Below are 26,558 nucleotides of genomic sequence, written 5' to 3'. Positions count from 1 at the left end.
TTAATATTAATCATTTAATAACCAATGCTGATAATTTCAAATTAATTTCACTTTTTGTATTAATTATGTGATGCAAATCACATTTATGATGTTTTATTTCAGGATTAAATCACTGGAAAAGTGATGCCTGTCGTAAATTAGTGATGAGATATTATCTTTTTTGATTAGGTTAGATGATGGCTTTTAGCTCAGTTGGCAAAACTGGCGCTATGCTATTGCGGATTAGGAGATAACCATCAGGCAGCAGGTGGTCGTAATTAACTCACAGATTGGAAAAAATCATGAATCCTAAGGAGACAAAGATCTCCAGTAAGGATTTATCCATGCCAATCTCGGCATCAGAAGTCGCAAAAGCCGCCGTGAAAGTGTTATACGGGTTAAAACAAAAGGTTAGGCTATCACATTCGATAACAGTTTGGCGTTTCAAAGCATGAACTCATCAGTGAAAAATTAGAGGCACAAATTTACTTTTCTCACCATTACCCACCCTGGGAAAGGGGGATCAATGAAAATATCAATGGATTAATCAGGCAATACTTTCCAAAGGAACCGATTTTAATGAAGTCTCTGAGCAGGAAATAAATTTTGTGGTAAAACACCCAATGAATTATTTAAAGGAATACGGATATGTTTACTTCCAGAGTGATGATGTTGCACTTATTATGTGAATATATCCTACACTATTAATAAGGTCATTCAAACTTACTCGTCCATAAAAACCTACTTTTTATTTTAAGAAAAATAACTTTCTCACTAAAGCGATTATAAATTAATTTTAAAATCACATTCAGTAATAATCAGTATAGATAACCCAGTTACTCTCTAACAGAACAATGGACTAAGAAATAATAATAATTTGAAATACCCGAATATAGTTATACTGAGGAGGAAATTAACCAAAGAGGAGAATGAAAATGTCCATATCCCTTGAGTATTTTCAATCTGCAAAATTTGACGGTAATTTATATCTTAAATGTCACGGTGAAATTAGTAGCGATACAGAAATAAAATACACCGTAACCAATTCAAATACAAAAGAGATATATGAATGTTATAGTGAAGATAATCAACTCATCTGTTTGACTTCACTTAAACCCGCAAATTATACAATAGAAATTACCTTTAAAAAAGATGGTAAAAAAATTGCCGAACTTACACCAGAAGATATAGAAATAAAAGAATCAGACTTTTTGTTTGATATCGATAAAAAAATCGATGAGATAGATAAAGACAAAACGGATAATATCAACATTAACCATATACCACCGAAAAAAACACCCAGCAACACTATCTCTTTAAAAGGAAATAATGATATCCCAAATAAGAATTTAAAGTATAATCTTGAGATTATGTTTTCCCCAGATGGATTAAAACAATTTGAAATAGAAAAAGATAATTTATTACCTATCTTTAATTCATATAAAAACGCAATAGAGATAAAACCGGTTTTTAATCAAGAAGATTTAGATAAGAAAACCTGGAAAACACCAGAATTCAGTAAATTAATTTACCTCTACAAGATAGATGCTGATATTAATCATGCTGATTTAGTCAAGTTAGCTAACGAACTGGAGAAACTGGATTATGTCGAATTTTGCTCTCTTACGCCGATTTTGAAAGAGCTACCGCCGCCACCTTTACTTCTGTCCGAAGAGGAAACGATAATTCCTGAATTTGATACTACTCATATCGTTACACCCGATTTTTCACATCTACAGGGATATTTAGACGAACACATAGGTATGAATATTAGAAATGCCTGGGATGAAGGTTATAAAGGCAAAGGCGTCACTGTACACCATCTTGATTTTGGCGTTTATAGAAACCATGAAGATTTAGTTGGTAATATTACGGTTATCAACAGCCGCCCAGAAACACAAGATTGTAATCACGGCACCGCAGCCACCGGCTGTATTGCTGCAAAAGATAATAAATTCGGTGTGACAGGTATTGCCCACGAATGTCAATTCCGTTTTTATGACGTCGATGATTTTGATAAAATAATATATAGCTTTTTACCCGGAGATATTATTAGTTTAAATATTCAAACTGTTGCCAATAATAGATATTATCCTTTCACCTATCTCAAATCTAATTGGCAAAAAATAAAAAGTTGTGTTGATGCAGGGGCAACCATTATTTTCGCTTCTGGTAATAGTGGTATTAATCTAGCCTATGACTTCACTTTCCCTAATTATGGCGATCCTGGCGGTATTATGATCGGTGCCTGTACATCAATTAATGGACACAGGTTAGGCTTTTCCAATCATAATCTTCACACCAGTTTAAACTCTTGGGGTGAGAATGTCACAACTACTGGGTATACAAACTTACAGTATCTACCAGGAAATAATAGAAATTATACTCGCAGTTATAATGGTACATCCAGTGCTACACCTTTAGTCGCAGGTGCATTAGCGCTTATTCAGTCCTATGCTAAATCAAAATACCATAAATATTTTAATTGCACTCAAATAGCAACACTGGTTAAAAGTAGCGGTTTTGCAATAGGAGAGCCACAAGGAATCGGCACGCGACCAAATATTGCAAATGCCTTCAAATTAGTTGATCATCTACTTTCTTAATTAAAGTTAATGATTTCAGATTAAAGCAGTAATGCTTTATCAAGGCCACCCGTTATTCTACGGATGGCCTTATACAACTAAATAATTAATGCAGTTTTAATCGTGGACGAATTACACGGTTAATGCCACCAACAAGCATCATCAAACCAGTTTTAATATAACCATGTAAAGCTACCTGATGCATACGATATAAAGAGATATAGACAGCACGGGCTACACGTCCTTCTATCATCATTGAACCACGCATCAAATTACCCATCAAACTACCTACCGTACTGAATTTAGATAATGATACTAATGAACCATGATCTTTATAGGTATATTCTTTTAACGGCTTGTCATTCAGCAACGCAATAATATTACTGTAACACCGGCTAGCCATTTGATGAGCTGCCTGTGCTCTTGGTGGGACAAAACCCCCCTCTTTCTTTGAACATGACGCACAATCACCAATGGCAAAAATATGATCATCAAGTGTCGTTTGCAGAGTTGGTTTTACCACTAGCTGATTAATCCGGTTAGTTTCAAGACCGGCAATATCTTTCATAAAATCAGGTGCTTTGATACCAGCAGCCCATACCATGAGATCAGCTTTAATCAGCTCACCTTCTTTAGTATTCAACCCGCGTTCATCAGCACTGGTCACCATAGTTTTGGTTAATACATGAACACCAAGTTTTGTGAGTTCCTGATGTGCCGCAGCAGAAATACGTGCCGGCAATGCAGGCAAAATTCGCGCCCCTGCTTCGACTAACGTCACGTTCAACGCTTCTGAATTAAGCCCTTCAAAACCATAACTGTTAAGCTGTTTTACCGCATTGTGCAATTCCGCTGATAACTCAACACCTGTCGCACCACCGCCAACGATAGCAATATTAACCTTATCTTGCTGACCACAGTTTGCAGAATACTTAAGAAACAGATTTAACATTTCATTATGGAAACGGTGAGCCTGGTGTGGGTTATCCAGGAAGATACAGTGCTCTTTCACACCTTGTGTATTAAAATCATTAGATGTACTTCCCAAGGCCATAACTAGAATGTCATAGCTCAATTCACGTTCAGGAACCAGTACTTCGTTATATTCATCCCTGATCTCAGTCAAAGTAATTTTTTTGCTATCACGGTGAATATCAGTCAACGTCCCTAATTGGAAACTGAAATAGTGGTTACGAGCATGAGCCAGATAACTCAACGCATCAACCCCATCGTCAAGGGAGCCTGTTGCCACTTCATGTAATAACGGCTTCCATAAATGACTTTGGTTACGATCCACCAGCACAATTTCTGCTTTCTTTTTGCGACCCAACTTATGCCCCAGACTGGTTGCCAGCTCCAAACCACCAGCACCTCCACCAATGATAACAATTCTTTTCTTTGGTGTTGTCATGACTACTCCACTAAAATGTAAACTAAATGTTATTTAAGGGCAGTAAAATAGTACCTTTAAATAACATTTAGTCTTATATAAATAACTGATGTGATAATTACAGAATATCATGACTGGTTAGTAGGTCATACCAAAATTGAATAACATCAAATTCTTTTGAATAAATAAACATCAATCACAAAATTTGTCAATTTATTTTCAGTTGGTTGGATTCAGTTCTTATTTCTTTCACTTTCCCATTTACACAGTAAATAAAATATGCCCTAAAAAAAAGAGTTCTTAAAGAACCTGATATCAATGAAATTTTAGGAATACGACCATGCTGGACGCATAAAAAAGAAGGCGCTTTCCCGCATAAATAATCACCAATATAAGGTAATCTCTCTTGCAATAGAACAAACACCTGAAAATGGACAATACGAGTAAAAAATACTTAAAAGCTATATATGCTAAACAGTGCACATCAAGTTCAATCAACGAGAGTGCATATTTCCATCACACAGCATCCCTGCTCACTCATACTCCTTCTATCCAGCAAGACAAAAAGTACGATGCCCAATAAATTCTCGACTTGGTTTGGCAACAATCTCAATGTCATATCCAAGGCGGTTAAGACATTCCATTAACTTCTTCTCAGACAAGTTGAGAACACTTCCGTTATACAAAGCAGAAACTCGTGGTTGCGATAACCCAATGCGTTTTGCCGCCTCTGTTTGATTGAGCCCCAGTTTTTCAATTATGTTTATGATTTGGATAGCCAGATCAGCTTTGAGCTTCATATCTTCTGCATCAGGTAAATTCAGATCAGCAAAAACGTTACCTGAACTAATTTCAAAATCATTTTCATCATATCTTGCCATTTTTTATATCCTCATAAATCTGTTTAGCTTTATCAAGTCGAAATCTAATAAGATCGACATCAACTTTAGGCGTGGAAATTCCTTTTTTTGATTTCTTCTGGAAACAATGTAGGACAAATACTATGTTTTCAAACTTTACAGTGTAAATTGCACGATAAGTATTCCCATCATAATTCTCCACAACCTCTAAAACCCCTGTACCATGAAAGCCTGAAAGGGGTTTTACATTGGGATGAGCCATACCCATTTGCGCAAAGTGCAAAGCATAACCAATCGTTTTAACAACTTCCTCCGGTTGAGCCAACAGATCTTTCTTACTACTGCCAACCCAAACTAATGATTTTACTTTCCCGCTATGCATTGCTCCAACCATCTCTAGATTCGATGCAGCAATTATTACAAAACTGGTATAAAAAACCATAAAAAAACACCCATAAAATGAGGTTTATCGCACTTTAATAAAAAACTGCTTTAATTTTCAAAAAGAACTACTAGTTAATACCAATGATCATAAGTTTTATGTTTTGTTTAAAAGAATTAATATGATCATCAACATAAATTCGAAGAAATCCGTTGTTTTTAACCAAAATTTATTACCGCACACAATCTTGCCATTGTTCATGCAAAGCCGTTAGTGCTTTATTAGCCTGCTGCCAACGCTTTGAATTCTTTAACTCATTCAGACTATACTGACCACCTTGATGATACAATTTTGATAATTTCTCCACTTTGGTCAACGGCAGATTATCAAGCACGCTCACCGCCCCATCACGGTTATTACATATCAAAATCATGTCACAACCGGCATTCAGTGCAGTCTGTCCGCGTTCAATGCAACTTCCCATCATCGCCGCCCCTTCCATAGAGAGATCATCGGAAAATATCACACCATCAAAGCCCAATTGCTGACGCAGCACTGATTTTAACCAATATGATGATCCGCTGGCGGGATGCTCATCTACCTGAGAATAGATCACATGAGCCGGCATAATCGCATCCAATAAATCACGCTGGATAAAATCACGGAAAATAGACATGTCATGACGACAAATCGCTTCTAACGGGCGATCATCACGGGGAGTTTCTTTATGAGAATCAGCATTAACAGCACCATGCCCCGGAAAATGTTTACCCGTCGATTTCATGCCAGCAGAGTACATACCTTTAATAAAGTGCTCCGCCATTATCTTGGCCTGTTCGGGGTCTTCATGGAATGAACGTTCACCAATAGCCACACACTGGTGACCTAAATCCAAAACCGGCGCAAAGCTGATATCGATATCCATAGCAATCATTTCAGACGCCATCAACCAGCCCGCCTCTTGCGCCAATTGAGTGCCATTGAGATTGTCACTCAATCCAGCAAAAGATTGAGCCGCCGGTAAACAAGTGAAACCTTCTCGGAAACGCTGAACTCTGCCGCCTTCTTGATCAACAGCAATCACAAGACGATGGCGGGAAGCCTTACGAATTTGACGTACTAATTCACGTAATTGCTCAGCATCATAAAAATTACGAGTAAATAGAATTAATCCGCCCACTAATGGATGTTGCAAAATTTCCTTTTCTTCATTATCCAATTCATAACCGACAACATCTAAGATGACTGGACCCATAACATTCCTCACTTATACCCTTCATCTTTCAAGCTGCCGCTTTGTTGCTACTTTCACTCACCCCAGTCACATCGTTATCTATGCTCCTGGGGATTCGTTCACTTGCCGCCGCGCTGCAACTCGAAATCTATTAGGTATATATTCATATACTGCCATTAATGCAGTGTGACAAAGATTTAAAACGTTAGACCAAAAGAGAGACGTAATGGTTGCGCTAATTCTAAAAAGTGTCGATCACCACTCTGTTTCCAGCGCACTTCAAACCACATCAAAAGCATATAATCAACCCAAGGCTGCCAACGTTTAATCTGACGCTCTAATCGTGTCCGATCCAAGTATCCTGATGGCTGACAACAATAGTCGTTCAAAAAATCCTGCTGCTGCGGTTCATCCCAATAATTAGTGCGAAATAGCGTCGCTAACGCAAATCCAATATCGGTATCAGTTGCATATTCCCAATCAATGAGTTTCAGCCCCTGAGAAGTATTAAGCAAATTATCGCCATGCACATCCATATGAGCGGGTGATAATTTTAATATTGAAGGCACCGGAGACGACATAAAATGTTTATGCAACCGCAACCAGCGGGGAGTAAGACGCGCTTTATCAATTTGCAGCCAATGGCTTTCTAGCTGATGCCTCAGTTGAAGTTGGTAACCAAACAGAGGCTGGTGATGCAAAATAGCCAATAATGCCGCCAGTTTTTGCAAAAACTCAGGCTGAGAAAACTCATTTTGCCCAATAACATGACCGGGCAACCACTCCAACAACAGCCAGTAAGGAGCCATTGCTAAGACTTGCGGAGCAATTTTTACCTGACTGAGATGGCGCAAAATGGCGCTTTCACGCTGACGATTAACGCCAAGCTGTTTCCCCTGCCGCCACTGCCTGCGGCCGACAACATGATATTCACCATTGGTGGCATAATAGCTCTCATTTGTCAGACCACTTAGCGGTCTTATCTTCCAATCGCTTACTGCGGTATGCGGCCATTGCCTGCACAATGCCTGCAACAAACAATCATGATTATTTAACGTCACCGTGCCCTGACCAAAGAATCTCACCTGTCTGTACCAACATCAGTTGCATAACGATATCACGCTTATCACTGTTACCTGAAACGATAGAATAAAGAACATAATCCGCATTCAAATAACGAGCCAGACCAATCGCTTTACTACGCAACCCTAAACTATCTTCTTCAGATAAGCCCAGAGATTGACGGGCATTTTGCACCTGATTTTGTGGTACTAATTCAAAAACATGCTCGCTACTGACAGCTTGACGCAAAGCATCGGTTGCTTGCATAGTTTGTAATGCGCCGTTAGTATTGTTTTTCACTGTATCAACTAATAGTAACTTCCCGTTTTCCAACCCATGAGCCTTAACGAGTTGCTCCAATAATGGTTGCACAGTACTTTCCCAATCAATCGCGCGCATTTTAGGAGGCTCTGGTACCTTTTCAGATGGCAGAGTCGGTTCCGGCGGCGTCACTGGTACAACCGGCGTCGGAGGTTCGGGCTGCTCCGGGGGTAAAGATGGACAACCCGCCAAGAACATAACCGATAGCGCTACAAAAAAAATTCTTTTCATCAACCTATTCCAATTATAGAGCTTTAAAAAACAGATAAGTTTTTGCTGTGACACCAGCAATATATTATCGGTCCAATTCCCATGATAAATTTGCAGCATTTATTAAAAAATCGAGATATTCGGAGCTATCTTAGGATAAATAACCCCAAATATCTGCCTACATATGTGAATTTCGGTACTTCACATCATCTTCGTCAGTAATGGTCCTAAATAGCAACCACCAACCAAATGCATATGAATATGGTAAACCTCCTGCCCCGCATGGCGATTACAGTTCATAATCAAACGATATCCATCTTCAGCAATGCCTTCTTGTTCAGCAATTTTTGCTGCAACCGTCATCATTCGTCCTAATGCTGCTTCATGCTCCGGTTTAACATCGTTCACTGTTGGGATCAGGACATTTGGAATAATCAAAATATGAGTCGGTGCCTGTGGAGAAATATCGCGGAATGCAGTGACTAGATCGTCCTGATAAACAATATCAGAAGGTATTTCACGGCGAATAATTTTACTGAAAATAGTTTCTTCTGCCATCACATTTTCCTTTTATTAAAAAAACAACAGATATATGAGCGCTTACAAACCAAAGATTCAAGTTAATAAATCAAATTTTATCTACATCAACATGAAATAAATCGCAAAAATTCTGTGTGGTCACTTCCGCCAATGCCTCAATACTCACCCCCTTAAGTACAGCCATATATTCCGCAACATCACGCACATAGGCTGGCTGGTTTTCTTTACCACGATGAGGCACAGGTGCAAGATAAGGAGAATCGGTTTCAATCAGAATACGATCCAACGGTACATATCTTGCCGCTTCACGAATCTGCTCCGCATTACGGAAAGTCACAATACCTGAGAATGAAATATAGAAGCCTAAATCCAATAATTCTCTCGCCGTATCTTTATCTTCGGTAAAACAGTGCAAAACACCACCACATTCTCGTGCCTGTTCTTCACGCAATACCTTCAAAGTATCATCACGGGCACTGCGGGTATGCACAATAACAGGCTTGTTGAGTTTGCGTCCTATACGGATATGTTCACGAAACGAGGTTCGCTGTAATTCAGCATTATCCTGTTGATAATAGTAATCCAGCCCAGTTTCACCTAGTGCAACAACTTCATTCCCGGCCGCTAAACGCGCCAACTCATCAAAATCATAACCTTCATCCAGATTAAGTGGATGAATACCACAGGAAAATACGATATTTTCCCGTTCACCAATTAGGGTTTTCATTTGCTGGAAACCAGGTAGCGTCGTCGCTACTGCCAGCATAAATTTAACCTCCCGATCTGCCGCTTTTGCGACAACATCATCTACATTTTTATGTAGCTTTTCATAATCAAGGCAATCGAGATGACAATGCGAATCAACTAACAACATATTTAAACTCGTATACAAAAAGATTTCAGGGTTATGAAGTAAACTGTTTTTCCCAATTGAGCAACTGTTCTGCCAGTAACAATTCCCAATTTACGCCCACGACTGAAAGCAACTGATGACGACAAGACATCCAGTCATCAACGCTTTTCAGTAAAACAGCCATAGTATGCATGGAACTCAATTGATAAATCAGCGTTTGTTGATCCTGATTGATGCAATAACGCTGTAACTGCTGTTGCCACTTCACCGCATCAAATAACAAACTGATAAGCCAATGAAGGCGCTGCGGCGCATTTTCATGATTCAGTTGAGGTAAAAGTGACAAAGCATCACGTTTATCCAAAGCTTGTTTAACAGCCTGGCAAAACTGTTCTCGTATCTGCCATTGCTCCGGTTGCAACAATTGTTCTGCTGCTACAGGTGCTCCCCGAGACAGTTTCAACGCTGTCATTGCATCGACCGAAGAAATTAAAGGCAACTGTTTTTGCAACCAATAAAGGCTACTTTCCATCTCAGGTACCGGCAAAAAATAGTAAAAACAGCGGCTACGTAAAGTGACCAAAAGACTGGACGGCTGCCGACATTCCAGAAGAAAATAGGTATGTTCCGGTGGCTCTTCCAGCGTTTTCAATAATGCATTGGCCGCAGCATCTGTCAGACATTCGGTCAAAGGTAACCAGACAATTTTTACTCCACCTTGCTGAGAACGGCTATAAAGCTTTTCCGTAATCTGCCGTACCGCTTCCACACCAACACTGGTTTTACCCTTCTCCGGTGACATAATATGCCAATCAGGATGAGTTTCTGCCATCATCAGATGACAACTATGACACTTCCCACAACTTTTCATCCCCTGTCTATTCCGACACATCAACCATCGGCTTAATCCATAGATCAACACATCGGCCCCAGTACCTGCATTAGCATGAACCAATAAAGCATGATGGCCTCGTCCTTGCTGATGAAATTCCACCAACTGACGATATGCCTGATTCAGCCACGGATACCAATTCATTAGCCATTTTCCTGCTGCTTCAGCCATTGCCCAAGTACCTGATAAATATCTGCTTGTACTTGCTCTATTGGTTGAGCCGCATCAACGGTCACAATACTCTTATCCTGTGCTGTAAACTCCAGGTAACGACTGCGCGTACGATCAAAAAAATCCATCGACTCTTTTTCAATTCGGTCTAACTCTCCACGTTCACGGGCACGCAGTAAACCAATCTGAGGAGGAAGATCGAGATAAATAGTCAGGTCAGGACGAAAATCACCCAGCACAGTATCACGTAGCGAAGTCATCAAGTTTTTATCAATACCACGTCCTCCCCCTTGATATGCCTGGGAAGAGAGGTCATGACGATCACCCACAACCCATGTACCGCGAGACAAAGCAGGTTTAATCACATTTTCGACTAATTGAACTCTGGCTGCATATAACATTAACACCTCTGCTTTATCCGTCAGAGGTTCACCTTCAACACCTTGTTTAATTAACCCACGTAATTTTTCTGCCAGTGGTGTTCCACCCGGTTCACGGGTAAAAATTAAATTCTGGATACCGTGCTGCTGCAATATTTCAACGACTGTTTTCATCGCTGACGTTTTTCCTGCACCTTCCAGCCCTTCAATAACAATAAATTTACTGTTCATTTGTCTTGTTTTAACCCCTGACGGTAAATATTTACCGCCTTGTGATGCGCAGCCAGATTGGTCGTAAAAGTATGACCACCTTTACCATTCGCCACAAAATAGAGAAATTCGGTTTTTGCCGGGTGTGCAGCCGCTTTTATAGAAGCAAAGCCAGGCATTGCAATCGGTGTAGGTGGCAGGCCATTAATCATATAAGTATTGTAGGACGTCAATGTCGTTAAATCTTTACGAAAAATAGTGCCTGTATATTTTTCACCTAAACCATAAATCACTGTCGGATCAGTTTGAAGTCGCATATTCAACCGTAAACGATTAATAAATACAGAAGCAACTTTTGTCCGCTCGGCCTCAACACCAGTCTCTTTTTCAATAATCGACGCCATAATCAACATTTCATAGGCATTCTTATAGGGCAAATTTTTGTCGCGCGCTTTCCATTCCTCTTCCAGCGTCATTTTCATCCGTCGATATGCTCGTTTCAGCAATGCAACATCGCTTGTACCTGCCGTATAGTGATAGGTATCAGGATAAAGCCACCCTTCCAAGGTATCTGTATCTTTAATATCGAGTATTTCAGCCAATTCCTGAGCATCTTTATTATCCAATTCATGTTTAAGATATTCAGATTGCTGTAGTATTTTCCACCAGTCAGATAAACGGCTACCTTCAACAAAACGGACCGTAAATTGCGCTTCTTTACCACTAGAGAATAATTGCAACATTTCCCGTAAAGTCATTTCTCGTGTTAATTGGTAAGTTCCCGCTTTGAACTCGGCAAGTTTTGGCTCCAACCTTAATAACCAAGGGAAAATATGACTATCTTCAATCAGGTTATCCCGAACCAGTAACGCTTCCAAACCATGACGACCAATACCTGCTGGCAGGGTAAATATTCGATCCTGTTTAATTGTTAGTGTTTGATCCGCAAATTTTTCAACTTTTTCATAGCCAGCATAGAGTAATATTGCTGCCATAATGACAATCAAAGCCAATAGGGCAAAAAGGCGTTTTTTCCATTTCATCAATTAATCTAATCACTTAAACACATTGTTTACTTAAACACACGGTTCACTTAAATACATCATGAATTACAACTTCAAACATTCAGGAAGCAAATATTCATACAGTTCCCTTGACTGATATTTCCATCCGGGCTGATTTTCATAAGCGTGAATTTCTCTGACAGGTATCACTGGCATTAAAGAATTACAGACTATCACCTCATCTGCATCAGCCAATATTTCGGGATAACAGTTTACACAAGAAAAGTGATAATCGCTTTCCGATAATAGCGCGATTATTCTTTCCCGCATCACACCTTCGATACCACAGCCTCGTAAATCAGGAGTATACACATCTTTGCCTTTACGCCAGAAAATGTTTGCAGTACAGCATTCAACCAAAAAACCATCAGTATTAACGACCAGAGCTTCATCAGCATTTGATTTTTCGATAAATGATTTAATCAATATCTGTTCTAAACGGTTAAGGTGTTTAATTCCAGCAAGATAGGGGTTTATTCCCATCGGTACCGGACTGAGCACCATAGATAAACCTTTCTGACACTGTTTCAAATACTTATCGGGATAAGGACTAAGAGACAAGATTTGATTGGGTTGTGTAAAACCCTGAGCACTATAACCACGCCCTCCAGCTCCACGGGAAATAATAACTTTAAGTACACCTTGTTCAGTTGTGGAAGCAATCTGTTTTATATGGTTTTCAAGCTGTTGCCAATCAGGTTGGGGAAGGTATAACCTTTCAACACCTTTCTGTAATCTTCGGATATGCAATGACAGCAAGGCAGCCTGTCCCTGCTCTATTTTTGCTGTTGTAAAACAACCATCCCCGAATTGAACTGAACGATCATTGACAGGTAAATAGTTGCTCCGCTCCCCATTAATCCAATACATATAATTTTGTGCTTAATTACTCAAAAAAGGCATTTCAATGCAATTTATCAACAAGCGGTATCATAGTATATCGCTGACACGAGTGCAAAAATGCCAACAGCTCTTGTCACAAAAAAAGCTCCAATAATTATTAACTATTGGAGCTCTCTATTCTGTCGCTTCCCAGTATTTACAAAATCATACTGAGAAACCCTCAACAACAAGTTTCTGTAATATCAGGCTTTGTCTGTCAATCAGGTTTACACCTTACGGAAAATCAGTGAGCCGTTAGTACCACCGAAGCCGAAAGAGTTACACAATGCATATTCCATCCCCTCTACCTTACGGGACTCATTTGGCACGAAATCCAGACAGCAGTTCTCATCCTGATTTTCCAGATTGATAGTTGGCGGAACAACCTGATCACGCAATGCCATGATAGTGAAAATAGATTCAACCGCCCCCGCAGCACCCAACAAATGACCAGTCATTGATTTAGTAGAACTCACTAAAACATCAGTGCCTTTACCAAACACCGACTCAACTGCATGGGCTTCCGCTAAGTCGCCAGCAGATGTTGAAGTACCGTGAGCATTAATATATCCCACTTGCTTGGTCGTGATACCGGCATCTTTCAACGCATTTTCCATCGCCAGCGCAGCACCTGCACCATTTTCTGGTGGTGACGTCATATGATAAGCATCACTGCTCATGCCAAAGCCAACGATTTCTGCGTAAATTTTCGCACCACGTCTCTTCGCATGTTCATATTCTTCCAGTACCAGGATACCTGCGCCATCCCCCAGAACAAAGCCATCGCGGTCTTTATCCCACGGACGACTTGCACCTTGTGGATTATCGTTACGGGTAGATAAAGCACGGGCAGCACCAAAACCACCAACCCCCAGAGGAGTACTGGCTTTTTCCGCACCACCGGCTAGCATAATGTCAGCATCATTATAGGCAATAATACGGGCAGCATGGCCAATATTATGTACACCTGACGTACATGCTGTGGCGATAGAAATGCTCGGGCCACGCAAGCCGTAAATAATACTCAGATGACCTGCTACCATGTTTACGATCGTAGAAGGTACGAAGAACGGGCTGATCTTACGAGGACCACTCGCCACCAACGCCCCGTGATTTTCTTCAATCAGACCCAAACCACCAATACCAGAACCAATAGCAGCACCAAAACGACTAGCATTGGCTTCTGTTACTTCAATTCCAGAATCTTCAATGGCTTGCACACCTGCTGCAATACCATATTGAATGAAATCATCCATTTTTCGGGCATCCTTGCGCGAAATATTGAAATCTTCATGATTAAAACCTTTAACCAGACCAGCAAACTTAGTTGCATGGTGACTGGTGTCAAAATGGTCAATAAGGCTGATACCACTCTGTCCGGCACAAACAGCTTTCCAAGAAGATTCAGCTGTATTACCGACAGGAGATAACATGCCTAATCCGGTCACAACTACTCGACGCTTAGACACGCTCATCCTCCAGGGAGGGAAATTATTTAGGGCGGAAACATAGGCGGTCGAATGACCGCCTAGGTGTGTTCACTTATTCGCTTTGGTTCTGGACGTAATCAATAGCTGCCTGAACTGTAGTGATCTTTTCTGCTTCTTCATCTGGAATTTCGATATCGAACTCTTCTTCCAGAGCCATTACTAGTTCAACTGTGTCAAGAGAATCAGCGCCCAAGTCATCTACAAAAGAAGCTGAATTAACAACTTCTTCCTCTTTAACACCAAGTTGTTCAACGATGATTTTTTTAACGCGTTCTTCAATAGTGCTCATGCTATTAAATTTCCTATCAAAATTCGCTTTCGCGATGGTTTTCGTAGTTTATAAAATACAGGAAAAGATGCAACCCAATCCCGGCTGGTCGAACCACAAACTTGCTCTATTTTGCGTTATTTGACACAAAAAATGCAACTGGTTCGCTCATTTTTTAGTTCATATACATGCCGCCATTGACATGTAATGTTTCGCCTGTGATGTAAGCCGCTTCATCAGAAGCTAAGAAAGCTACAGCACTAGCAATTTCTTTGACATCCCCAAGCCGCTGAGCGGGGATATCATTCGAAAAGCTCGCCAACTGCTCCTCTGGCAAGGCTTTTAGCATATCAGTTTCAATCAGCCCCGGCGCAACAACGTTAACAGTAATACCACGGGAAATCACTTCGCGAGCCAATGTCTTACTGAAACCAATAATCCCTGCTTTCGCCGCGGCATAACTTGCTTGCCCAGGGTTCCCCATCGATCCAACAACAGAACCAATAGAGATAATACGACCGTAACGTTTTTTTATCATAAAGCGCATTGCCGCTTTTGACATACGGAAAACGGATGAAAGATTAGTGTCAATAACATGCTGCCACTCATCATCCTTTATGCGCATCACCAGGTTATCACCTGTGATACCCGCATTGTTCACTAAAATGTCAAGCCCACCACACTCTGCTCGGATGGTAGACATAAGCTGTTCAATCGATTCCGGATCAGTGACATTCAGTACAAAACCTTTACCTTTTTCACCAAGGTAAGCACTGATGACTTCAGCGCCTTTTTCGCTTGTTGCTGTACCAATGATATAGGCTCCACGCTCTGCTAATAGCTCAGCAATTGCACGGCCAATCCCACGGCTAGCACCTGTTACTAATGCAATCTTTCCATCTAATCTCATATTGCCCTCAATTATTTTCCAATGCAGTTATTAGTGAAGCTGTGTCATTAACTGCTGCTGCGCTTAAGGTATTGACAATTCGTTTAGTTAAACCTGTCAAAACTCTACTTGGCCCTATTTCTAATAGCTGCCCGACACCCTGTCCAGCAATAAATTCAACTGTTTCTGTCCAACGGACAGGGTTATAGAGTTGTCGTACCAGTGCATCACGGATAGCTTCAGCAGATTGTTCTATTTTCACATCAACATTATTTACCACCGGGAACTGAGGATGACTAAATTCAATTCCTTCCAAAACAATTGCCAGCTTATCTGCGGCGGGTTTCATCAGTGCACAATGCGACGGTACACTGACTGCCAAAGGCAGCGCACGTTTCGCACCGGCGGCTTTACATGCATCACCAGCACGCTCTACCGCCTCTTTCTCACCCGCAATAACAACTTGACCAGGTGAGTTAAAGTTAACAGGAGAAACAATTTGCCCCTGAGCTACTTCTTTACAGGCACGATCAATGGATTCATTATCTAAACCAATAATAACATACATTGCACCAGTGCCTTCAGGTACAGCTTCTTGCATCAATTTGCCACGCAGTTCAACAAGTCTAATGGCTTGTTTGAAATCAATGACACCCGCACAAACCAGTGCGGAATATTCACCAAGGCTATGTCCAGCCATCAGTGATGGTGCTTTTCCACCTTTTTCCTGCCAAAGCCGCCAGATAGCAACCGATGCTGCCAACAACGCGGGTTGAGTTTGCCATGTTTTGTTCAGTTCTTCTTCTGGCCCCTGTTGAACCAGTGCCCAGAGATCATATCCCAGTACATCAGACGCTTCAGCGAAAGTTTGCTCGACAACCGGGAACGCTGTAGCCAAATCGGCCAACATACCAAGGTCTTGAGAACCCTGACCAGGAAATACCATTGCAAATTCAGACATAGACATGTTCATCTTCCTGTCAAATTAAAAACGTATCAGTGCTGAACCCCAAGTAAGGCCACCACCAAAAGCCTCAATTAAGATTAACTGACCACGCTTAATCCGGCCATCACGTACTGCTTCATCAAATGCTGTAGGTACCGATGCCGCAGAAGTATTACCGTAACGATCTAGCGTTACCACTACTTTATCCATTGTCATGTTTAATTTTTTAGCTGTCGCTGCGATAATACGCAAATTAGCCTGATGAGGTACCAGCCAATCCAACTCACTATACGGTAAGTTATTTGCTTCTAGAGTTTCATCAACTATGTTAGCCAATTCACGGACTGCAATCTTAAATACTTCATTACCGATCATACTGGCATACGCTGGTTCTTTTAGATTCTGACGCTCCTGATAAGGCAATACCAACAATTTACCATAGCTACCGTTTGCATGAAGGTGAGTTGAAAGAATTCCTGGCTCATTAGAAGCCCCTACCACCATAGCACCTGCACCATCGCCAAACAGGACAAGTGTTCCGCGATCTTCTGGATCAAGTGTTCTGGTAATAGAATCAGAACCAATAACAAGTGCATGTTTTGCCGCACCGGTTCTAATAAATTTATCAGCAATACTCAGTGCATAAACAAAACCAGAACAAGCGGCGGAAATATCAAAAGCCGCAGAATTTTGGGTACCCAACATGTGCTGAATTTGGCACGCAGAACTGGGGAAAGCATGGGTAGATGAAGCTGTTGCAACAATGATTAAATCAATCTGATCTTTATCAATGCCCGACATTTCAATTGCTTTCTTTGCAGCCCGGAACCCCATAACTGCAACAGTTTCATCATCAGTAGCAATACGACGTTCGCGGACACCTGTACGGGTAACAATCCACTCATCAGAAGTATCCACCATTTTTTCTAAATCAGCATTAGTACGCACTTGCGCAGGCAGATAACTACCTGTACCTAAAATTTTTGTATACATGTATGTTCAGTCACTCTTGGGTAATGCTGTTTCCAGGCGTGCAGCAATTCTATCAGGAACCTGCCTTTCAACGGCCTGAACAGCCTGTTCGATTGCGGCTTTAAACGCATGCTCATTAGCCGCCCCATGGCTTTTGATTACAATTCCATATAATCCTAACAGACATGCGCCATTATACTGGTCAGGGTTCAGGTGACCGAAGCGTTTTGTCATCCGTTTTTGCAACCACTTCTTGACTATTTTCAGCAACCAGGAAAATTTTTTCTTTTGTTCATCCGATGATTTGAGCAAGGATAAGATAACTCTAATCGCCCCTTCCATCGTTTTTAACGTCACGTTACCTGCGAAGCCGTCACATACCAACACATCGCTCTTACCTGTCAGTAATTCGTCACCTTCCAGATATCCAATGTAATTTATTGTCGGAATGCGCTTTAAAATAGTGGCGGCTTCGCGGATATTATCCAGCCCTTTACTCTCTTCTGTACCAATATTAAGCAATGCTACCGCAGGATTAACCACACCGACCACTTCCTCTGCCATCACTGAACCCATGATGGCGAATTGCACTAGCATGCGGCTATCGCAATTAACATTGGCGCCTAAATCCAATACGACAGTTTGCCGCTGTTTTAGGTTTGGCAACACGGTCATCAAAGCGGGTCTTTCAATGCCCTCTATCGATTTTAGCATTACTTTAGACAACCCCATCAATACTCCGGTATTCCCTGCACTGACACACGCCTGCGCTTCACCAGATTTCACTAAATCCAATGCAATACGCATTGACGTTCCGCGGCTATTACGAATTGCCTGCGACGGCTTCGCATCGTTAGCTACAACCTGTTCAGCAGGAACCACTTGCAAACGACTAAGCAACTCAGCATCACTGCTTGCAAGCATCGGGGAAATGGTATCGGGGGCGCCGACCAGCAATAATTTAAGTCTAGGGTTAGATGCCAGTGCCTGCAATGCAGCAGGCACCGTAACGCGAGGACCAAAGTCCCCGCTCATGGCATCTAACGCTAAAGTCAGATTAGTCAAGGTATCAACTTGCTAATGACTGGCGGAGATTATTTGTTGATGACTTTGCGGCCACGGTAGTAGCCATCAGCAGTCACATGGTGACGCAGGTGAGTTTCACCAGAAGTTTTATCTACAGATAGTAATGGTGCAGTCAGTGCATCATGAGAACGACGCATACCACGTTTAGAACGAGTTGGTTTATTCTGTTGTACGGCCATTGACCTTACTCCTTAAGTACTTTTCTTTAAGCTGGCTAATACGGCAAATGGGTTTGGTTTTTCAGCCTCTAGAGGTAATTCACCAAACACCATGTCCGCTTCGGACACTTCACAGTGTTCAGAATCATGTACCGGAACCACCGGCAGAGAAAGAATTATTTCATCTTCAATCATTGCCAGCAAATCTATTTCGCCAAATTCGTTAACGTCAATTGGCTCATACTCTTCCGGTAATGCTTCAGCCTGTTCATCATTGACGACCGGGCTAAAACAATATGTTATGTGAACGTGATGGCTGAAATTACCGCCACAACGCTGACATTCAAGCGTAACATCCACATCGGAATGCCCACGCACAACCGCCAGACGTTGGTTATCTATCTGAAACGATAAAACGCTGTCTACATCATTGTCCACGCTAACCACAGATTCCGCGATACGCAAAACTTGCTCAGGTGAATAACTACCTGCGTAGTCTAATCGTTTCTGAGCTGCGCGAAGCGCATCAATGGTCAGGGGTAATTTTACCTTTTGCATAAGGCGCGCATATTATCTTTGTAATGAGATATAGTCAAAGAAAAAGGCCACACATCTGCACCTTTCCGCCAAATATTCGCTTATTAAGCGATACCTAGTTTAAAATGCCTGCAATTATTTCGCCATGTCTTTTGGAAAAATTATGACACAAATCATTTTAGCTTCCACATCAGCTTACCGCCGCATGTTATTGGAAAAACTTCGTTTACCCTTTATATGTGCGGCTCCTAATACTGATGAAACACCTCGAATGAATGAAAATGCAGAACAGCTCGTTATGCGTTTGGCACAAGCCAAGGCACAGGCATTACAAACAAAATATTCTCAGCATTTGATTATTGGTTCTGATCAAGTTTGTGTTATTAATGGCGAAATCACCGGCAAGCCCCATAGTTTTGAAAATGCATTTAAACAATTACGGCAAGCCAGTGGTCATTGCGTCACCTTTTATACCGGCATTTCTCTCTTTAACAGCAAAACAGGTATAACTGATACCCGTTGTGAATTATTCAATGTCTATTTTAGAGAGCTGACTGATGATGAAATCTGGGCTTATTTAACCACGGAAAACCCCCTTAATTGTGCAGGAAGCTTTAAAAGCGAAGGGTTAGGAATCACTTTATTTGAACGACTTGAAGGGAAAGACCCGAATACGCTGATCGGTTTACCATTAATTACATTGACTGAATTATTAATCCGCCAGGGGGTAAACCCACTGACGGCGATAGGTTAATTACTGTGATTCTGACGTAGCGTTTTTATACAATAGCGCAATTGCTCATCCATCGGTGCTTCAAGACGTAATGTCTCCCCCGTCGAGGGATGAGTAAATTTTAGCGCACTGGCATGCAAGAATAGGCGGTTAAGACCCGTATCTGACAATTGCGAATCAAAAACTTTATCCCCATAGCGATCATCAAAAGCGATCGGATGCCCAGCATATTGAGCATGAACACGGATTTGATGAGTCCGACCTGTTACCGGGCTGGCTTTCACTAACGTTGCATTGGCAAAACGCTCTTCTACTTTAAAACGTGTTTCAGAAGGCTTACCTTCATTGCTTACTTTAACAATCCGCTCACCACTTTGCAGGATATTTTTCAGCAATGGAGCCTGAACAACCTTACAATGTGATTGCCATTGTCCTTGAACTAAAGCCAAATAATCTTTCTGCATCTGTTTAAGGCGTAATTGCTCGTGCAAGGCCCGTAAAGCTGAGCGTTTTTTAGCAATTAACAAAATTCCAGAGGTATCACGATCTAAACGATGCACCAATTCGAGGAATTTTGCTGCCGAACGCAATACCCGCAATCCTTCAATAACGCCAAAACTTAAACCACTACCGCCATGAACGGCCGTACCAGAAGGTTTATTGAGCACCAGAATATGGTCATCTTCGTATAAGATACAGTCGTCTAATGCAGCGACTTTATCCAGTTTAGCTGAAACGGGTATCTCTTGCCGTTCTGCAACCCGAACCGGCGGAATTCTGACAACATCCCCCTCAGACAATTTATACTCAGGTTTTATCCTGCCTTTATTTACCCGGACTTCCCCCTTACGCACAATCCGGTAAATCATGCTCTTAGGAACACCCTTCAAACGCGCTAATAAAAAATTATCAACTCGCTGTCCAGCCTCATCGTCATCAATAGTGACAAATTGTACAACTTGATTATTCGTTTTCATGATAGCAATTTTAATTATCACTCAAGCAGAGTGCTACTCATTTTTAAATTATGTGTAAAAATCACGCATACTTTCCGGTTGTTACCTTCCCTACTTTAAGCTAAAGATTAAATATTAACTATTTCTTCCTATTTCATCAGAAAAACAGCTTAAAGACATAAAGTCACCTTGCTATCACCCCAACAGCAATGGAATAATACGTAGCCACCATCAGTTTTTTAATCCTGAATGGCGAAGTTAAACGTTTGTTCTATATTTGATTGCACAAAAACGCAGCAATGGCGTAAGACGTACTGGGAAATCAAATAATTAGCGGGCTACGGGTAGCAGATTACTGGAATTGGATCAAATCAGCTTCATTTATATTTGCAGATTATTCCTAGAAAAAGGTACTGTTTTCTAAGTGAAAATTCAGACCTGCCGAAAATATGCGTCTCTATACAAACGACAACCGGGAGGTTGGCGGATTTGTAAAAGACACGAGACCATCGGTTACCAGTCGCTTATCTATATTTGCCCATAGCTCTATAACTAATGTAAAAAATAATGAGTAAGTTACAATGAAAAGAATGCTAATCAACGCAACTCAGCAAGAAGAGTTGCGTGTTGCTCTGGTTGACGGGCAACGCCTTTATGATTTGGATATCGAAAGCCCAGGACACGAGCAAAAAAAAGCAAATATCTACAAAGGTAAAATCACCCGAATTGAACCTAGTCTGGAAGCTGCTTTTGTTGACTACGGCTCTGAACGGCATGGTTTCCTTCCTATTAAAGAAATCGCCCGCGAATATTTCCCCAATAACTACCATCCTCACGGTCGCCCTAATATCAAAGATGTTTTAAGGGAGGGCCAGGAAGTTATCGTTCAAGTCGATAAAGAAGAACGAGGTAATAAAGGGGCTGCCTTAACCACTTTTATCAGCCTGGCGGGCAGTTATCTGGTACTCATGCCTAATAACCCTCGCGCGGGCGGTATTTCCCGCCGTATCGAAGGAGATGACCGAACAGAACTGAAAGAAGCTTTGGCATCGCTAGAAGTGCCAGAAGGAATGGGACTGATTGTCCGCACTGCGGGCGTCGGTAAGTCCGCAGAAGCACTACAGTGGGATTTATCATTCCGCCTTAAACACTGGGAAGCGATCAAAAAAGCCGCCGAAAACCGCTCTGCGCCATTCTTAATCCATCAAGAGAGTAATGTTATCGTCCGTGCTTTCCGCGACTATTTGCGTCCAGACATAGGTGAAATTTTAATCGACAATCCTAAAGTTCTCGATCTGGCACGCCAGCATATCACCGCGCTTGGCCGTCCAGATTTCACCAGTAAAATCAAGCTGTATAGCGGCGAAGTTCCCCTATTCAGCCATTATCAGATTGAATCACAGATTGAATCTGCGTTTCAGCGTGAAGTTCGCCTGCCATCAGGTGGTGCTGTGGTTATCGATACCACAGAAGCATTAACTGCGATCGATATTAACTCTTCCCGAGCAACACGTGGAGGAGATATCGAAGAGACCGCGTTTAATACCAACCTTGAAGCAGCGGATGAAATTGCCCGTCAATTACGCCTGCGTGACCTTGGTGGTTTGATTGTTATCGATTTTATCGATATGACACCAGTACGTCATCAACGTGAAGTGGAAAACCGCCTACGTGATGCTGTTCGTCAGGATCGTGCTCGTATTCAAATTGGCCGTATTTCCCGCTTTGGTCTACTGGAAATGTCCCGTCAGCGCCTGAGCCCATCACTAGGTGAATCCAGCCACCACGTTTGCCCGCGCTGTAGCGGCACAGGGACTATTCGTGATAATGAATCCCTGTCGCTATCCATTTTGCGTCTGATTGAAGAAGAGGCTCTGAAAGAGAACACGCATCAAGTCCATGCTATTGTTCCAGTACAAATCGCCTCATATCTACTAAACGAAAAACGCCAGGCTGTCAGTGCAATTGAGCGCCGTCAAGGAGATGTTGGCGTGGTGATCGTGCCTAACGATCAAATGCAGACTCCTCACTTCTCTGTTCTACGCGTGCGTAAGGGTGAGGAAATTTCTACCCTGAGTTATCTGCTTCCTCAATTCCATGAAACTGGAACGACAAATCCTCAAGAAGATGTCCAACCTGAACGTAAGCGTCCTGAGCAGCCCGCTATTTCTGCCTTTGCTTTGCCAGCCGATACGCCAGCACAGCAATCATCACACAAAGCAAAAGAGAAAAAGCCTAACCACACTGCTCAGACTATAACAGAACAACCTGGTCTCTTAAGCCGCTTCTTGACTGCTTTGAAAAAAATGTTCAGTACAGAAGCAGAAGAAGAAAAACCGGCACAGAAAAAAGAGAACAAATTATCCGGTCATGACAACCGTCGCTCTTCTGAACGACGCAATCAACGCCGCCAAAATTCACGTAAAGATCGTGATGATAATAATCTGCGTGATGAACAACGTAATAACCGCGATCGTGACGAACAATGGAAAAATCGTAATACTCAACAGAAAAATGGCACTCAAGATAACAACGTGACGATAGATACTGCTGCTCGTGAAACCCAACAGCAACAACGTCGCGAGCAACGTGCGGAACGTCAACGCCGTCGTCAGGAAGAAAAACGCCAGCAGCAACTTGAAACCCAGAAACCAGAAGTCGTTGAAAATGAGGTTGAAGAACGTCTACCGGTTATGCCACGTCGCCAACGTCGTCAGCTTGAACAAAAAATTCGCATCATAGATGAAGTGAAAGAAGTTACAACTGTCGCCTCACTGCCCGTACCTGTTGTTACAGAAGAGCAATTACCAGTACCTGTTGAAATACCCGTAGAAACAGCTCAGCCACAACAATTGACTGAAAATAAAGAGCAACAAGATAATGTTATGCCACGCCGCTCTCGTCGCTCACCTCGTCATTTGCGCGTTAGTGGTCAGCGCCGCCGCCGTTACCGCGATGAGAGAAATCTACTTCAATCACCGGCACCATTATCTATGGCTGTTGCATCACCAGAAATGGCTTCCGGTAAAGTTTGGGTTCGCTATCCGGTGGTTCCGATTTCCATAGAAATTCCTGAGGAAATTTCCATGATCGAACAGCAAGAGCAGCAAAATGGGGTATCGCCAGCAATAGCAGCAGAAACAGTACCTGCAATCATCGTTGTTGCAGAATCTGAACAAACCATCATTGAATCGCCTAAGGTAGCAGGGATGCCAGAAGCTCACCAGAATGGAATCAAATCTGAAACAGGCATTACAGAACAAAATGATATTGTTCTACAGCAAACTGAATCAGTGCAAGAAGAGCGGTCAGTTATTGAACTGGTTGCAATAACACCGATTATCCCTGAATTTGAACAGCAATCTGAAGCAGAAGAAAACATTGTTGTTTCTGAAGAAATTGCAGCAGTGATGATTATTGAAGAGAGTAAAGATGAAATGGTTAAACAACCTGTTGCTATTATAGCCAAATTTCATCATTCTTATGCGCCGATGACCAAAGCGCCAGCCCCTGAGATGATTGAAAAACCTATTATTATCAGCGAATGGCAACGGCCTTTTTCTCATTTTGAAGGGAAAGGGGGAGCTGGAGGCCATTCAGCCACTAATGCAGCTACTTCACCAATGGCCAAACCGCAATTCTTTGAATAAACAACATTGTTTAATATTAGCAGAATGGCTCTTTTTAGGGAGCCATTTTTTTTGCTACTAACCCCACAAAAATACTTACCGTTAATTTTATTCTATCCACATAAGGGTTAGTTTAAACGGTCATTACCGTTACCCTGTTCAATTAATTATCATTCGATTTCTTATTTTAACCAGGAGAATAACCTATGAAACCGTGGCTTATTTTTGGTGCAGGTAGTGGCGTTGGACGTCATCTCGTGACCGTCGCACTGCAACAAAAACGTCCCGTCATTGCCCTTATCCGCAATTCTCAGCAGGCTACTGAACTGAGTGCTTTAGGTGTCAAAGTGATACAAGGTGATGCCTGTAATGCTGAAGATATTGAAAAAACGGTACAACATGTCAGTTCAGAAGCAATCGTCTTTTCTACTATTGGTGGAATTGATTCAGATCTCTTTGGCAATATGACTATCATTGATATTATTGAGAAAGCTGGAATAACACGTATGTTACTCGTTACCTCAATAGGTTGTGGCGAAGGCTGGAAAACCCTGTCACCCAGAGCTAAATCATTGTTTGGCCAATCTGTCAGGCGTAAATCAATGGCAGAAAGCTACCTTCAAACAAGTTCCTTAAATTACACAATTATTCGCCCAGGAGGATTAACAGATAAACCGGGAACAGGCCATTGCCAAAGATATCAGCATGAAATTCATGGTGTAGTTAGTCGCCAAGATGTTGCACATCAACTGGCAATTATGGCAGAAGAAAAATCTTCATATCAGCAGATTTATACCTTAGTTGATCCAGAGCTTAAACCTGATTGGGCTGTTGCGTAGTCGGTAAGGATAACCACGCATTCATGCGTGGTTATCTAATGATGCTATTTGAGTTCACCCATTGTTTTAAGCTTTTTAGACAATTCACGACGCTCCTTAGAAAGATCCGCATTTTTAATTATATGATCATCTATACGGTCTTCATAATCACTTCTCATATTCATAATGATGCTCTGAATATCCTCAATTGACATACCAGGCTTGATGTATTCGCTCAAGTTATCAAGCAATAAAACACGCTTCTGGTTATCGCGTATTTTCTTTTCATTGTCTGCAATTTCGCGCTGTAACTTATTCTTACGACGAAACATATGTACAAACTCCAACACATTGTGGAATGACGGCTTATTTACGTTGTCCATTTTCATACCTTTCTTTAACTCAAACGTACAGATTATCCAATTGGATTACACAATACAACTTAACGCCATTAATAGACAAGTCAGTTTCCGTTCCTTATTGATTTTAATTGATTACGTAAACCTGTTAACTTGCTGATGAAGAGTTCAGCATATTGCTTTAATCGAAAACAACTGGTTAATGTAGGTGAATAATTCAGCAACGACCTTTCACTGGTAGAAGCACAGTGCTTTACGTCCCTTCCCCATTTCTTAACTACCATCTCTTCCTTCCAGCTCTCAAAGTACAATGATCGTTAATCACTATAATCCCTGGAATTACTAAGCTAATGTAATAATAAATTTATCGGAGCATAATTTTATATAATAATGACTCCGGTGCCATCTCATATAAATGGAAAATTATAAAATCACGCCAAATTATTTAAAAATAGAATTATTAAATCGGTCACCAAAAAACAAGTTAAATAAAGTAAATTGATTATATGGAATATTATTAAAATTTTAAATAATAAACATTCTATACCTAATAGATTTCGAGTTGCAGCACGGCAGCAAGTGAATGAATCCCCAGGAGCATAGATAACGATGTAACTGGGGTGAGTGAAAGCAGCCAACAAAGCAGCAGCTTGAAAGATGAAGGGTATAATCATTTTTCGATTCATTTCACAGAAATAAGTC

At 41.4% G+C, this 26,558-nt stretch carries 27 protein-coding genes and 1 pseudogene; 5 read left to right on the top strand and 23 right to left on the bottom strand.

All coding sequences use genetic code 11. The annotated features are described in order from the left end of the window. Nucleotides 1-335: 335 nt before the first annotated feature. Together KZ793_RS08155 and KZ793_RS08150 are read left to right on the top strand one after the other, a co-directional pair. Nucleotides 336-646 (top strand): annotated as a pseudogene (locus KZ793_RS08155) (IS30 family transposase); the annotation flags it as partial. Nucleotides 647-914: 268 nt separating this feature from the next. Next, nucleotides 915-2,585 carry a S8 family peptidase gene (locus KZ793_RS08150; protein ID WP_225814897.1) on the top strand — a complete coding sequence of 557 codons (1,671 nt, stop codon included), beginning with the start codon at nt 915-917 and terminating at the stop codon, nt 2,583-2,585. An 85-nt stretch (nt 2,586-2,670) separates the two neighbouring features. Here KZ793_RS08150 and KZ793_RS08145 read toward each other — a convergent pair whose 3' ends face one another. The 20 genes from KZ793_RS08145 to yceD form a co-directional block, all read right to left on the bottom strand. Beyond that, complete coding sequence (locus KZ793_RS08145; RefSeq protein ID WP_225814896.1) at nt 2,671-3,975, bottom strand: NAD(P)/FAD-dependent oxidoreductase; 1,305 nt, start codon at nt 3,973-3,975, stop codon at nt 2,671-2,673. Between the two features lie 527 nt (nt 3,976-4,502). Continuing rightward, nucleotides 4,503-4,835, bottom strand: a complete 333-nt coding sequence (locus tag KZ793_RS08140; RefSeq protein ID WP_225814895.1) for a helix-turn-helix domain-containing protein — start codon at nt 4,833-4,835, stop codon at nt 4,503-4,505. Then, entirely contained in the window at nt 4,822-5,196 is a 375-nt protein-coding gene (locus KZ793_RS08135; protein WP_225814900.1) for a type II toxin-antitoxin system RelE/ParE family toxin, read from the bottom strand. Before KZ793_RS08135 ends, KZ793_RS08140 begins: the two co-directional genes overlap by 14 nt. Before the next feature lie 232 nt (nt 5,197-5,428). Further along, a complete protein-coding gene (gene nagZ / locus KZ793_RS08130; protein WP_225814894.1) occupies nt 5,429-6,451 on the bottom strand; it encodes a beta-N-acetylhexosaminidase in 1,023 nt (340 codons plus the stop codon). Nucleotides 6,452-6,627: 176 nt separating this feature from the next. Beyond that, nucleotides 6,628-7,515: a thiamine kinase gene (gene thiK, locus KZ793_RS08125; RefSeq protein WP_225814893.1), complete on the bottom strand. Its 888-nt coding sequence runs from the start codon at nt 7,513-7,515 to the stop codon at nt 6,628-6,630. Continuing rightward, complete coding sequence (lpoB, locus tag KZ793_RS08120; RefSeq protein ID WP_225814892.1) at nt 7,478-8,044, bottom strand: penicillin-binding protein activator LpoB; 567 nt, start codon at nt 8,042-8,044, stop codon at nt 7,478-7,480. The genes thiK and lpoB overlap by 38 nt, the downstream gene beginning before the upstream one ends. 180 nt (nt 8,045-8,224) lie before the next feature. Next, on the bottom strand, nt 8,225-8,581 hold the full coding sequence (gene hinT, locus KZ793_RS08115; RefSeq protein ID WP_225814891.1) for a purine nucleoside phosphoramidase: 357 nt from the start codon (nt 8,579-8,581) through the stop codon (nt 8,225-8,227). A gap of 70 nt (nt 8,582-8,651) precedes the next feature. Next, a complete protein-coding gene (locus tag KZ793_RS08110; protein ID WP_225814890.1) occupies nt 8,652-9,437 on the bottom strand; it encodes a metal-dependent hydrolase in 786 nt (261 codons plus the stop codon). 31 nt (nt 9,438-9,468) lie between these two features. Continuing rightward, nucleotides 9,469-10,452: a DNA polymerase III subunit delta' gene (holB, locus tag KZ793_RS08105; RefSeq protein WP_225814899.1), complete on the bottom strand. Its 984-nt coding sequence runs from the start codon at nt 10,450-10,452 to the stop codon at nt 9,469-9,471. Next, nucleotides 10,452-11,090, bottom strand: a complete 639-nt coding sequence (gene tmk, locus KZ793_RS08100) for a dTMP kinase (protein WP_225814889.1) — start codon at nt 11,088-11,090, stop codon at nt 10,452-10,454. The genes holB and tmk overlap by 1 nt, the downstream gene beginning before the upstream one ends. Beyond that, nucleotides 11,087-12,112, bottom strand: coding sequence for an endolytic transglycosylase MltG (gene mltG, locus KZ793_RS08095; RefSeq protein ID WP_225814888.1), 1,026 nt, complete (start codon nt 12,110-12,112; stop codon nt 11,087-11,089). Before mltG ends, tmk begins: the two co-directional genes overlap by 4 nt. A 66-nt stretch (nt 12,113-12,178) precedes the next feature. Further along, on the bottom strand, nt 12,179-13,003 hold the full coding sequence (gene pabC, locus KZ793_RS08090) for an aminodeoxychorismate lyase (RefSeq protein ID WP_225814887.1): 825 nt from the start codon (nt 13,001-13,003) through the stop codon (nt 12,179-12,181). Nucleotides 13,004-13,242: 239 nt separating this feature from the next. Further along, nucleotides 13,243-14,484 (bottom strand): beta-ketoacyl-ACP synthase II, encoded by a 1,242-nt coding sequence (gene fabF / locus KZ793_RS08085; RefSeq protein WP_225814886.1) that lies wholly within the window; start codon nt 14,482-14,484, stop codon nt 13,243-13,245. A 73-nt stretch (nt 14,485-14,557) separates the two neighbouring features. Next, nucleotides 14,558-14,794 carry an acyl carrier protein gene (gene acpP, locus KZ793_RS08080; protein WP_011147052.1) on the bottom strand — a complete coding sequence of 79 codons (237 nt, stop codon included), beginning with the start codon at nt 14,792-14,794 and terminating at the stop codon, nt 14,558-14,560. Between the two features lie 154 nt (nt 14,795-14,948). Continuing rightward, nucleotides 14,949-15,683, bottom strand: a complete 735-nt coding sequence (gene fabG / locus KZ793_RS08075) for a 3-oxoacyl-ACP reductase FabG (protein ID WP_225814885.1) — start codon at nt 15,681-15,683, stop codon at nt 14,949-14,951. Nucleotides 15,684-15,690: 7 nt separating this feature from the next. Beyond that, nucleotides 15,691-16,623: an ACP S-malonyltransferase gene (gene fabD / locus KZ793_RS08070; protein ID WP_225814898.1), complete on the bottom strand. Its 933-nt coding sequence runs from the start codon at nt 16,621-16,623 to the stop codon at nt 15,691-15,693. 24 nt (nt 16,624-16,647) lie between these two features. Next, nucleotides 16,648-17,601 carry a beta-ketoacyl-ACP synthase III gene (locus KZ793_RS08065; RefSeq protein WP_118986261.1) on the bottom strand — a complete coding sequence of 318 codons (954 nt, stop codon included), beginning with the start codon at nt 17,599-17,601 and terminating at the stop codon, nt 16,648-16,650. Nucleotides 17,602-17,607: 6 nt separating this feature from the next. Beyond that, nucleotides 17,608-18,645 (bottom strand): phosphate acyltransferase PlsX, encoded by a 1,038-nt coding sequence (gene plsX / locus KZ793_RS08060; protein ID WP_225814884.1) that lies wholly within the window; start codon nt 18,643-18,645, stop codon nt 17,608-17,610. A 29-nt stretch (nt 18,646-18,674) separates the two neighbouring features. Continuing rightward, a complete protein-coding gene (rpmF, locus tag KZ793_RS08055) occupies nt 18,675-18,845 on the bottom strand; it encodes a 50S ribosomal protein L32 (protein WP_011147057.1) in 171 nt (56 codons plus the stop codon). Nucleotides 18,846-18,857: 12 nt separating this feature from the next. Beyond that, entirely contained in the window at nt 18,858-19,382 is a 525-nt protein-coding gene (gene yceD, locus KZ793_RS08050; protein WP_036782159.1) for a 23S rRNA accumulation protein YceD, read from the bottom strand. A gap of 142 nt (nt 19,383-19,524) precedes the next feature. Here yceD and KZ793_RS08045 point away from each other — a divergent pair, with 142 nt between their 5' ends. Beyond that, the gene (locus KZ793_RS08045; protein ID WP_225814883.1) at nt 19,525-20,115 is read left to right on the top strand and encodes a Maf family protein; all 591 of its coding nucleotides are present in this window, start codon (nt 19,525-19,527) and stop codon (nt 20,113-20,115) included. Here the strand turns inward: KZ793_RS08045 and rluC are convergent. After that, the gene (gene rluC, locus KZ793_RS08040) at nt 20,112-21,071 is read right to left on the bottom strand and encodes a 23S rRNA pseudouridine(955/2504/2580) synthase RluC (protein ID WP_225814882.1); all 960 of its coding nucleotides are present in this window, start codon (nt 21,069-21,071) and stop codon (nt 20,112-20,114) included. The genes KZ793_RS08045 and rluC overlap by 4 nt on opposite strands. 560 nt (nt 21,072-21,631) lie before the next feature. Between rluC and rne the strand changes: the two genes are divergently transcribed. After that, nucleotides 21,632-24,700 carry a ribonuclease E gene (gene rne / locus KZ793_RS08035; RefSeq protein ID WP_225814881.1) on the top strand — a complete coding sequence of 1,023 codons (3,069 nt, stop codon included), beginning with the start codon at nt 21,632-21,634 and terminating at the stop codon, nt 24,698-24,700. 185 nt (nt 24,701-24,885) lie between these two features. After that, nucleotides 24,886-25,518, top strand: coding sequence for an SDR family oxidoreductase (locus KZ793_RS08030; RefSeq protein WP_225814880.1), 633 nt, complete (start codon nt 24,886-24,888; stop codon nt 25,516-25,518). A 44-nt stretch (nt 25,519-25,562) separates the two neighbouring features. On the opposite strand, the gene tmaR is transcribed toward KZ793_RS08030, so the two are convergent. Continuing rightward, entirely contained in the window at nt 25,563-25,880 is a 318-nt protein-coding gene (tmaR, locus tag KZ793_RS08025) for a PTS system regulator TmaR (RefSeq protein ID WP_112878499.1), read from the bottom strand. Nucleotides 25,881-26,287: 407 nt separating this feature from the next. Then, nucleotides 26,288-26,558: hypothetical protein (locus KZ793_RS08020; protein WP_225814879.1), on the bottom strand; the 271-nt coding region annotated here is incomplete at its 5' end.

It is taken from the genome of Photorhabdus antumapuensis (assembly GCF_020387775.1).
Classification (GTDB): domain Bacteria; phylum Pseudomonadota; class Gammaproteobacteria; order Enterobacterales; family Enterobacteriaceae; genus Photorhabdus; species Photorhabdus antumapuensis.
The sequence above is the reverse complement of the archived record's forward strand: the minus strand, read 5'-3'. Positions and strand labels throughout refer to the sequence as shown.

Coding starts and splice junctions, on each gene's coding strand:
- pabC (WP_225814887.1), bottom strand. CDS start 13,003: ATGTATTGGATTAATGGGGAGCGGAGCAACTATTTACCTGTCAATGAT.
- nagZ (WP_225814894.1), bottom strand. CDS start 6,451: ATGGGTCCAGTCATCTTAGATGTTGTCGGTTATGAATTGGATAATGAA.
- acpP (WP_011147052.1), bottom strand. CDS start 14,794: ATGAGCACTATTGAAGAACGCGTTAAAAAAATCATCGTTGAACAACTT.
- KZ793_RS08145 (WP_225814896.1), bottom strand. CDS start 3,975: ATGACAACACCAAAGAAAAGAATTGTTATCATTGGTGGAGGTGCTGGT.
- KZ793_RS08110 (WP_225814890.1), bottom strand. CDS start 9,437: ATGTTGTTAGTTGATTCGCATTGTCATCTCGATTGCCTTGATTATGAA.
- hinT (WP_225814891.1), bottom strand. CDS start 8,581: ATGGCAGAAGAAACTATTTTCAGTAAAATTATTCGCCGTGAAATACCT.
- rluC (WP_225814882.1), bottom strand. CDS start 21,071: ATGAAAACGAATAATCAAGTTGTACAATTTGTCACTATTGATGACGAT.
- mltG (WP_225814888.1), bottom strand. CDS start 12,112: ATGAAATGGAAAAAACGCCTTTTTGCCCTATTGGCTTTGATTGTCATT.
- KZ793_RS08045 (WP_225814883.1), top strand. CDS start 19,525: ATGACACAAATCATTTTAGCTTCCACATCAGCTTACCGCCGCATGTTA.
- KZ793_RS08140 (WP_225814895.1), bottom strand. CDS start 4,835: ATGGCAAGATATGATGAAAATGATTTTGAAATTAGTTCAGGTAACGTT.
- holB (WP_225814899.1), bottom strand. CDS start 10,452: ATGAATTGGTATCCGTGGCTGAATCAGGCATATCGTCAGTTGGTGGAA.
- tmaR (WP_112878499.1), bottom strand. CDS start 25,880: ATGGACAACGTAAATAAGCCGTCATTCCACAATGTGTTGGAGTTTGTA.
- rpmF (WP_011147057.1), bottom strand. CDS start 18,845: ATGGCCGTACAACAGAATAAACCAACTCGTTCTAAACGTGGTATGCGT.
- fabG (WP_225814885.1), bottom strand. CDS start 15,683: ATGAGATTAGATGGAAAGATTGCATTAGTAACAGGTGCTAGCCGTGGG.
- KZ793_RS08065 (WP_118986261.1), bottom strand. CDS start 17,601: ATGTATACAAAAATTTTAGGTACAGGTAGTTATCTGCCTGCGCAAGTG.
- fabD (WP_225814898.1), bottom strand. CDS start 16,623: ATGTCTGAATTTGCAATGGTATTTCCTGGTCAGGGTTCTCAAGACCTT.
- tmk (WP_225814889.1), bottom strand. CDS start 11,090: ATGAACAGTAAATTTATTGTTATTGAAGGGCTGGAAGGTGCAGGAAAA.
- KZ793_RS08150 (WP_225814897.1), top strand. CDS start 915: ATGTCCATATCCCTTGAGTATTTTCAATCTGCAAAATTTGACGGTAAT.
- rne (WP_225814881.1), top strand. CDS start 21,632: ATGAAAAGAATGCTAATCAACGCAACTCAGCAAGAAGAGTTGCGTGTT.
- KZ793_RS08135 (WP_225814900.1), bottom strand. CDS start 5,196: ATGCATAGCGGGAAAGTAAAATCATTAGTTTGGGTTGGCAGTAGTAAG.
- lpoB (WP_225814892.1), bottom strand. CDS start 8,044: ATGAAAAGAATTTTTTTTGTAGCGCTATCGGTTATGTTCTTGGCGGGT.
- KZ793_RS08030 (WP_225814880.1), top strand. CDS start 24,886: ATGAAACCGTGGCTTATTTTTGGTGCAGGTAGTGGCGTTGGACGTCAT.
- yceD (WP_036782159.1), bottom strand. CDS start 19,382: ATGCAAAAGGTAAAATTACCCCTGACCATTGATGCGCTTCGCGCAGCT.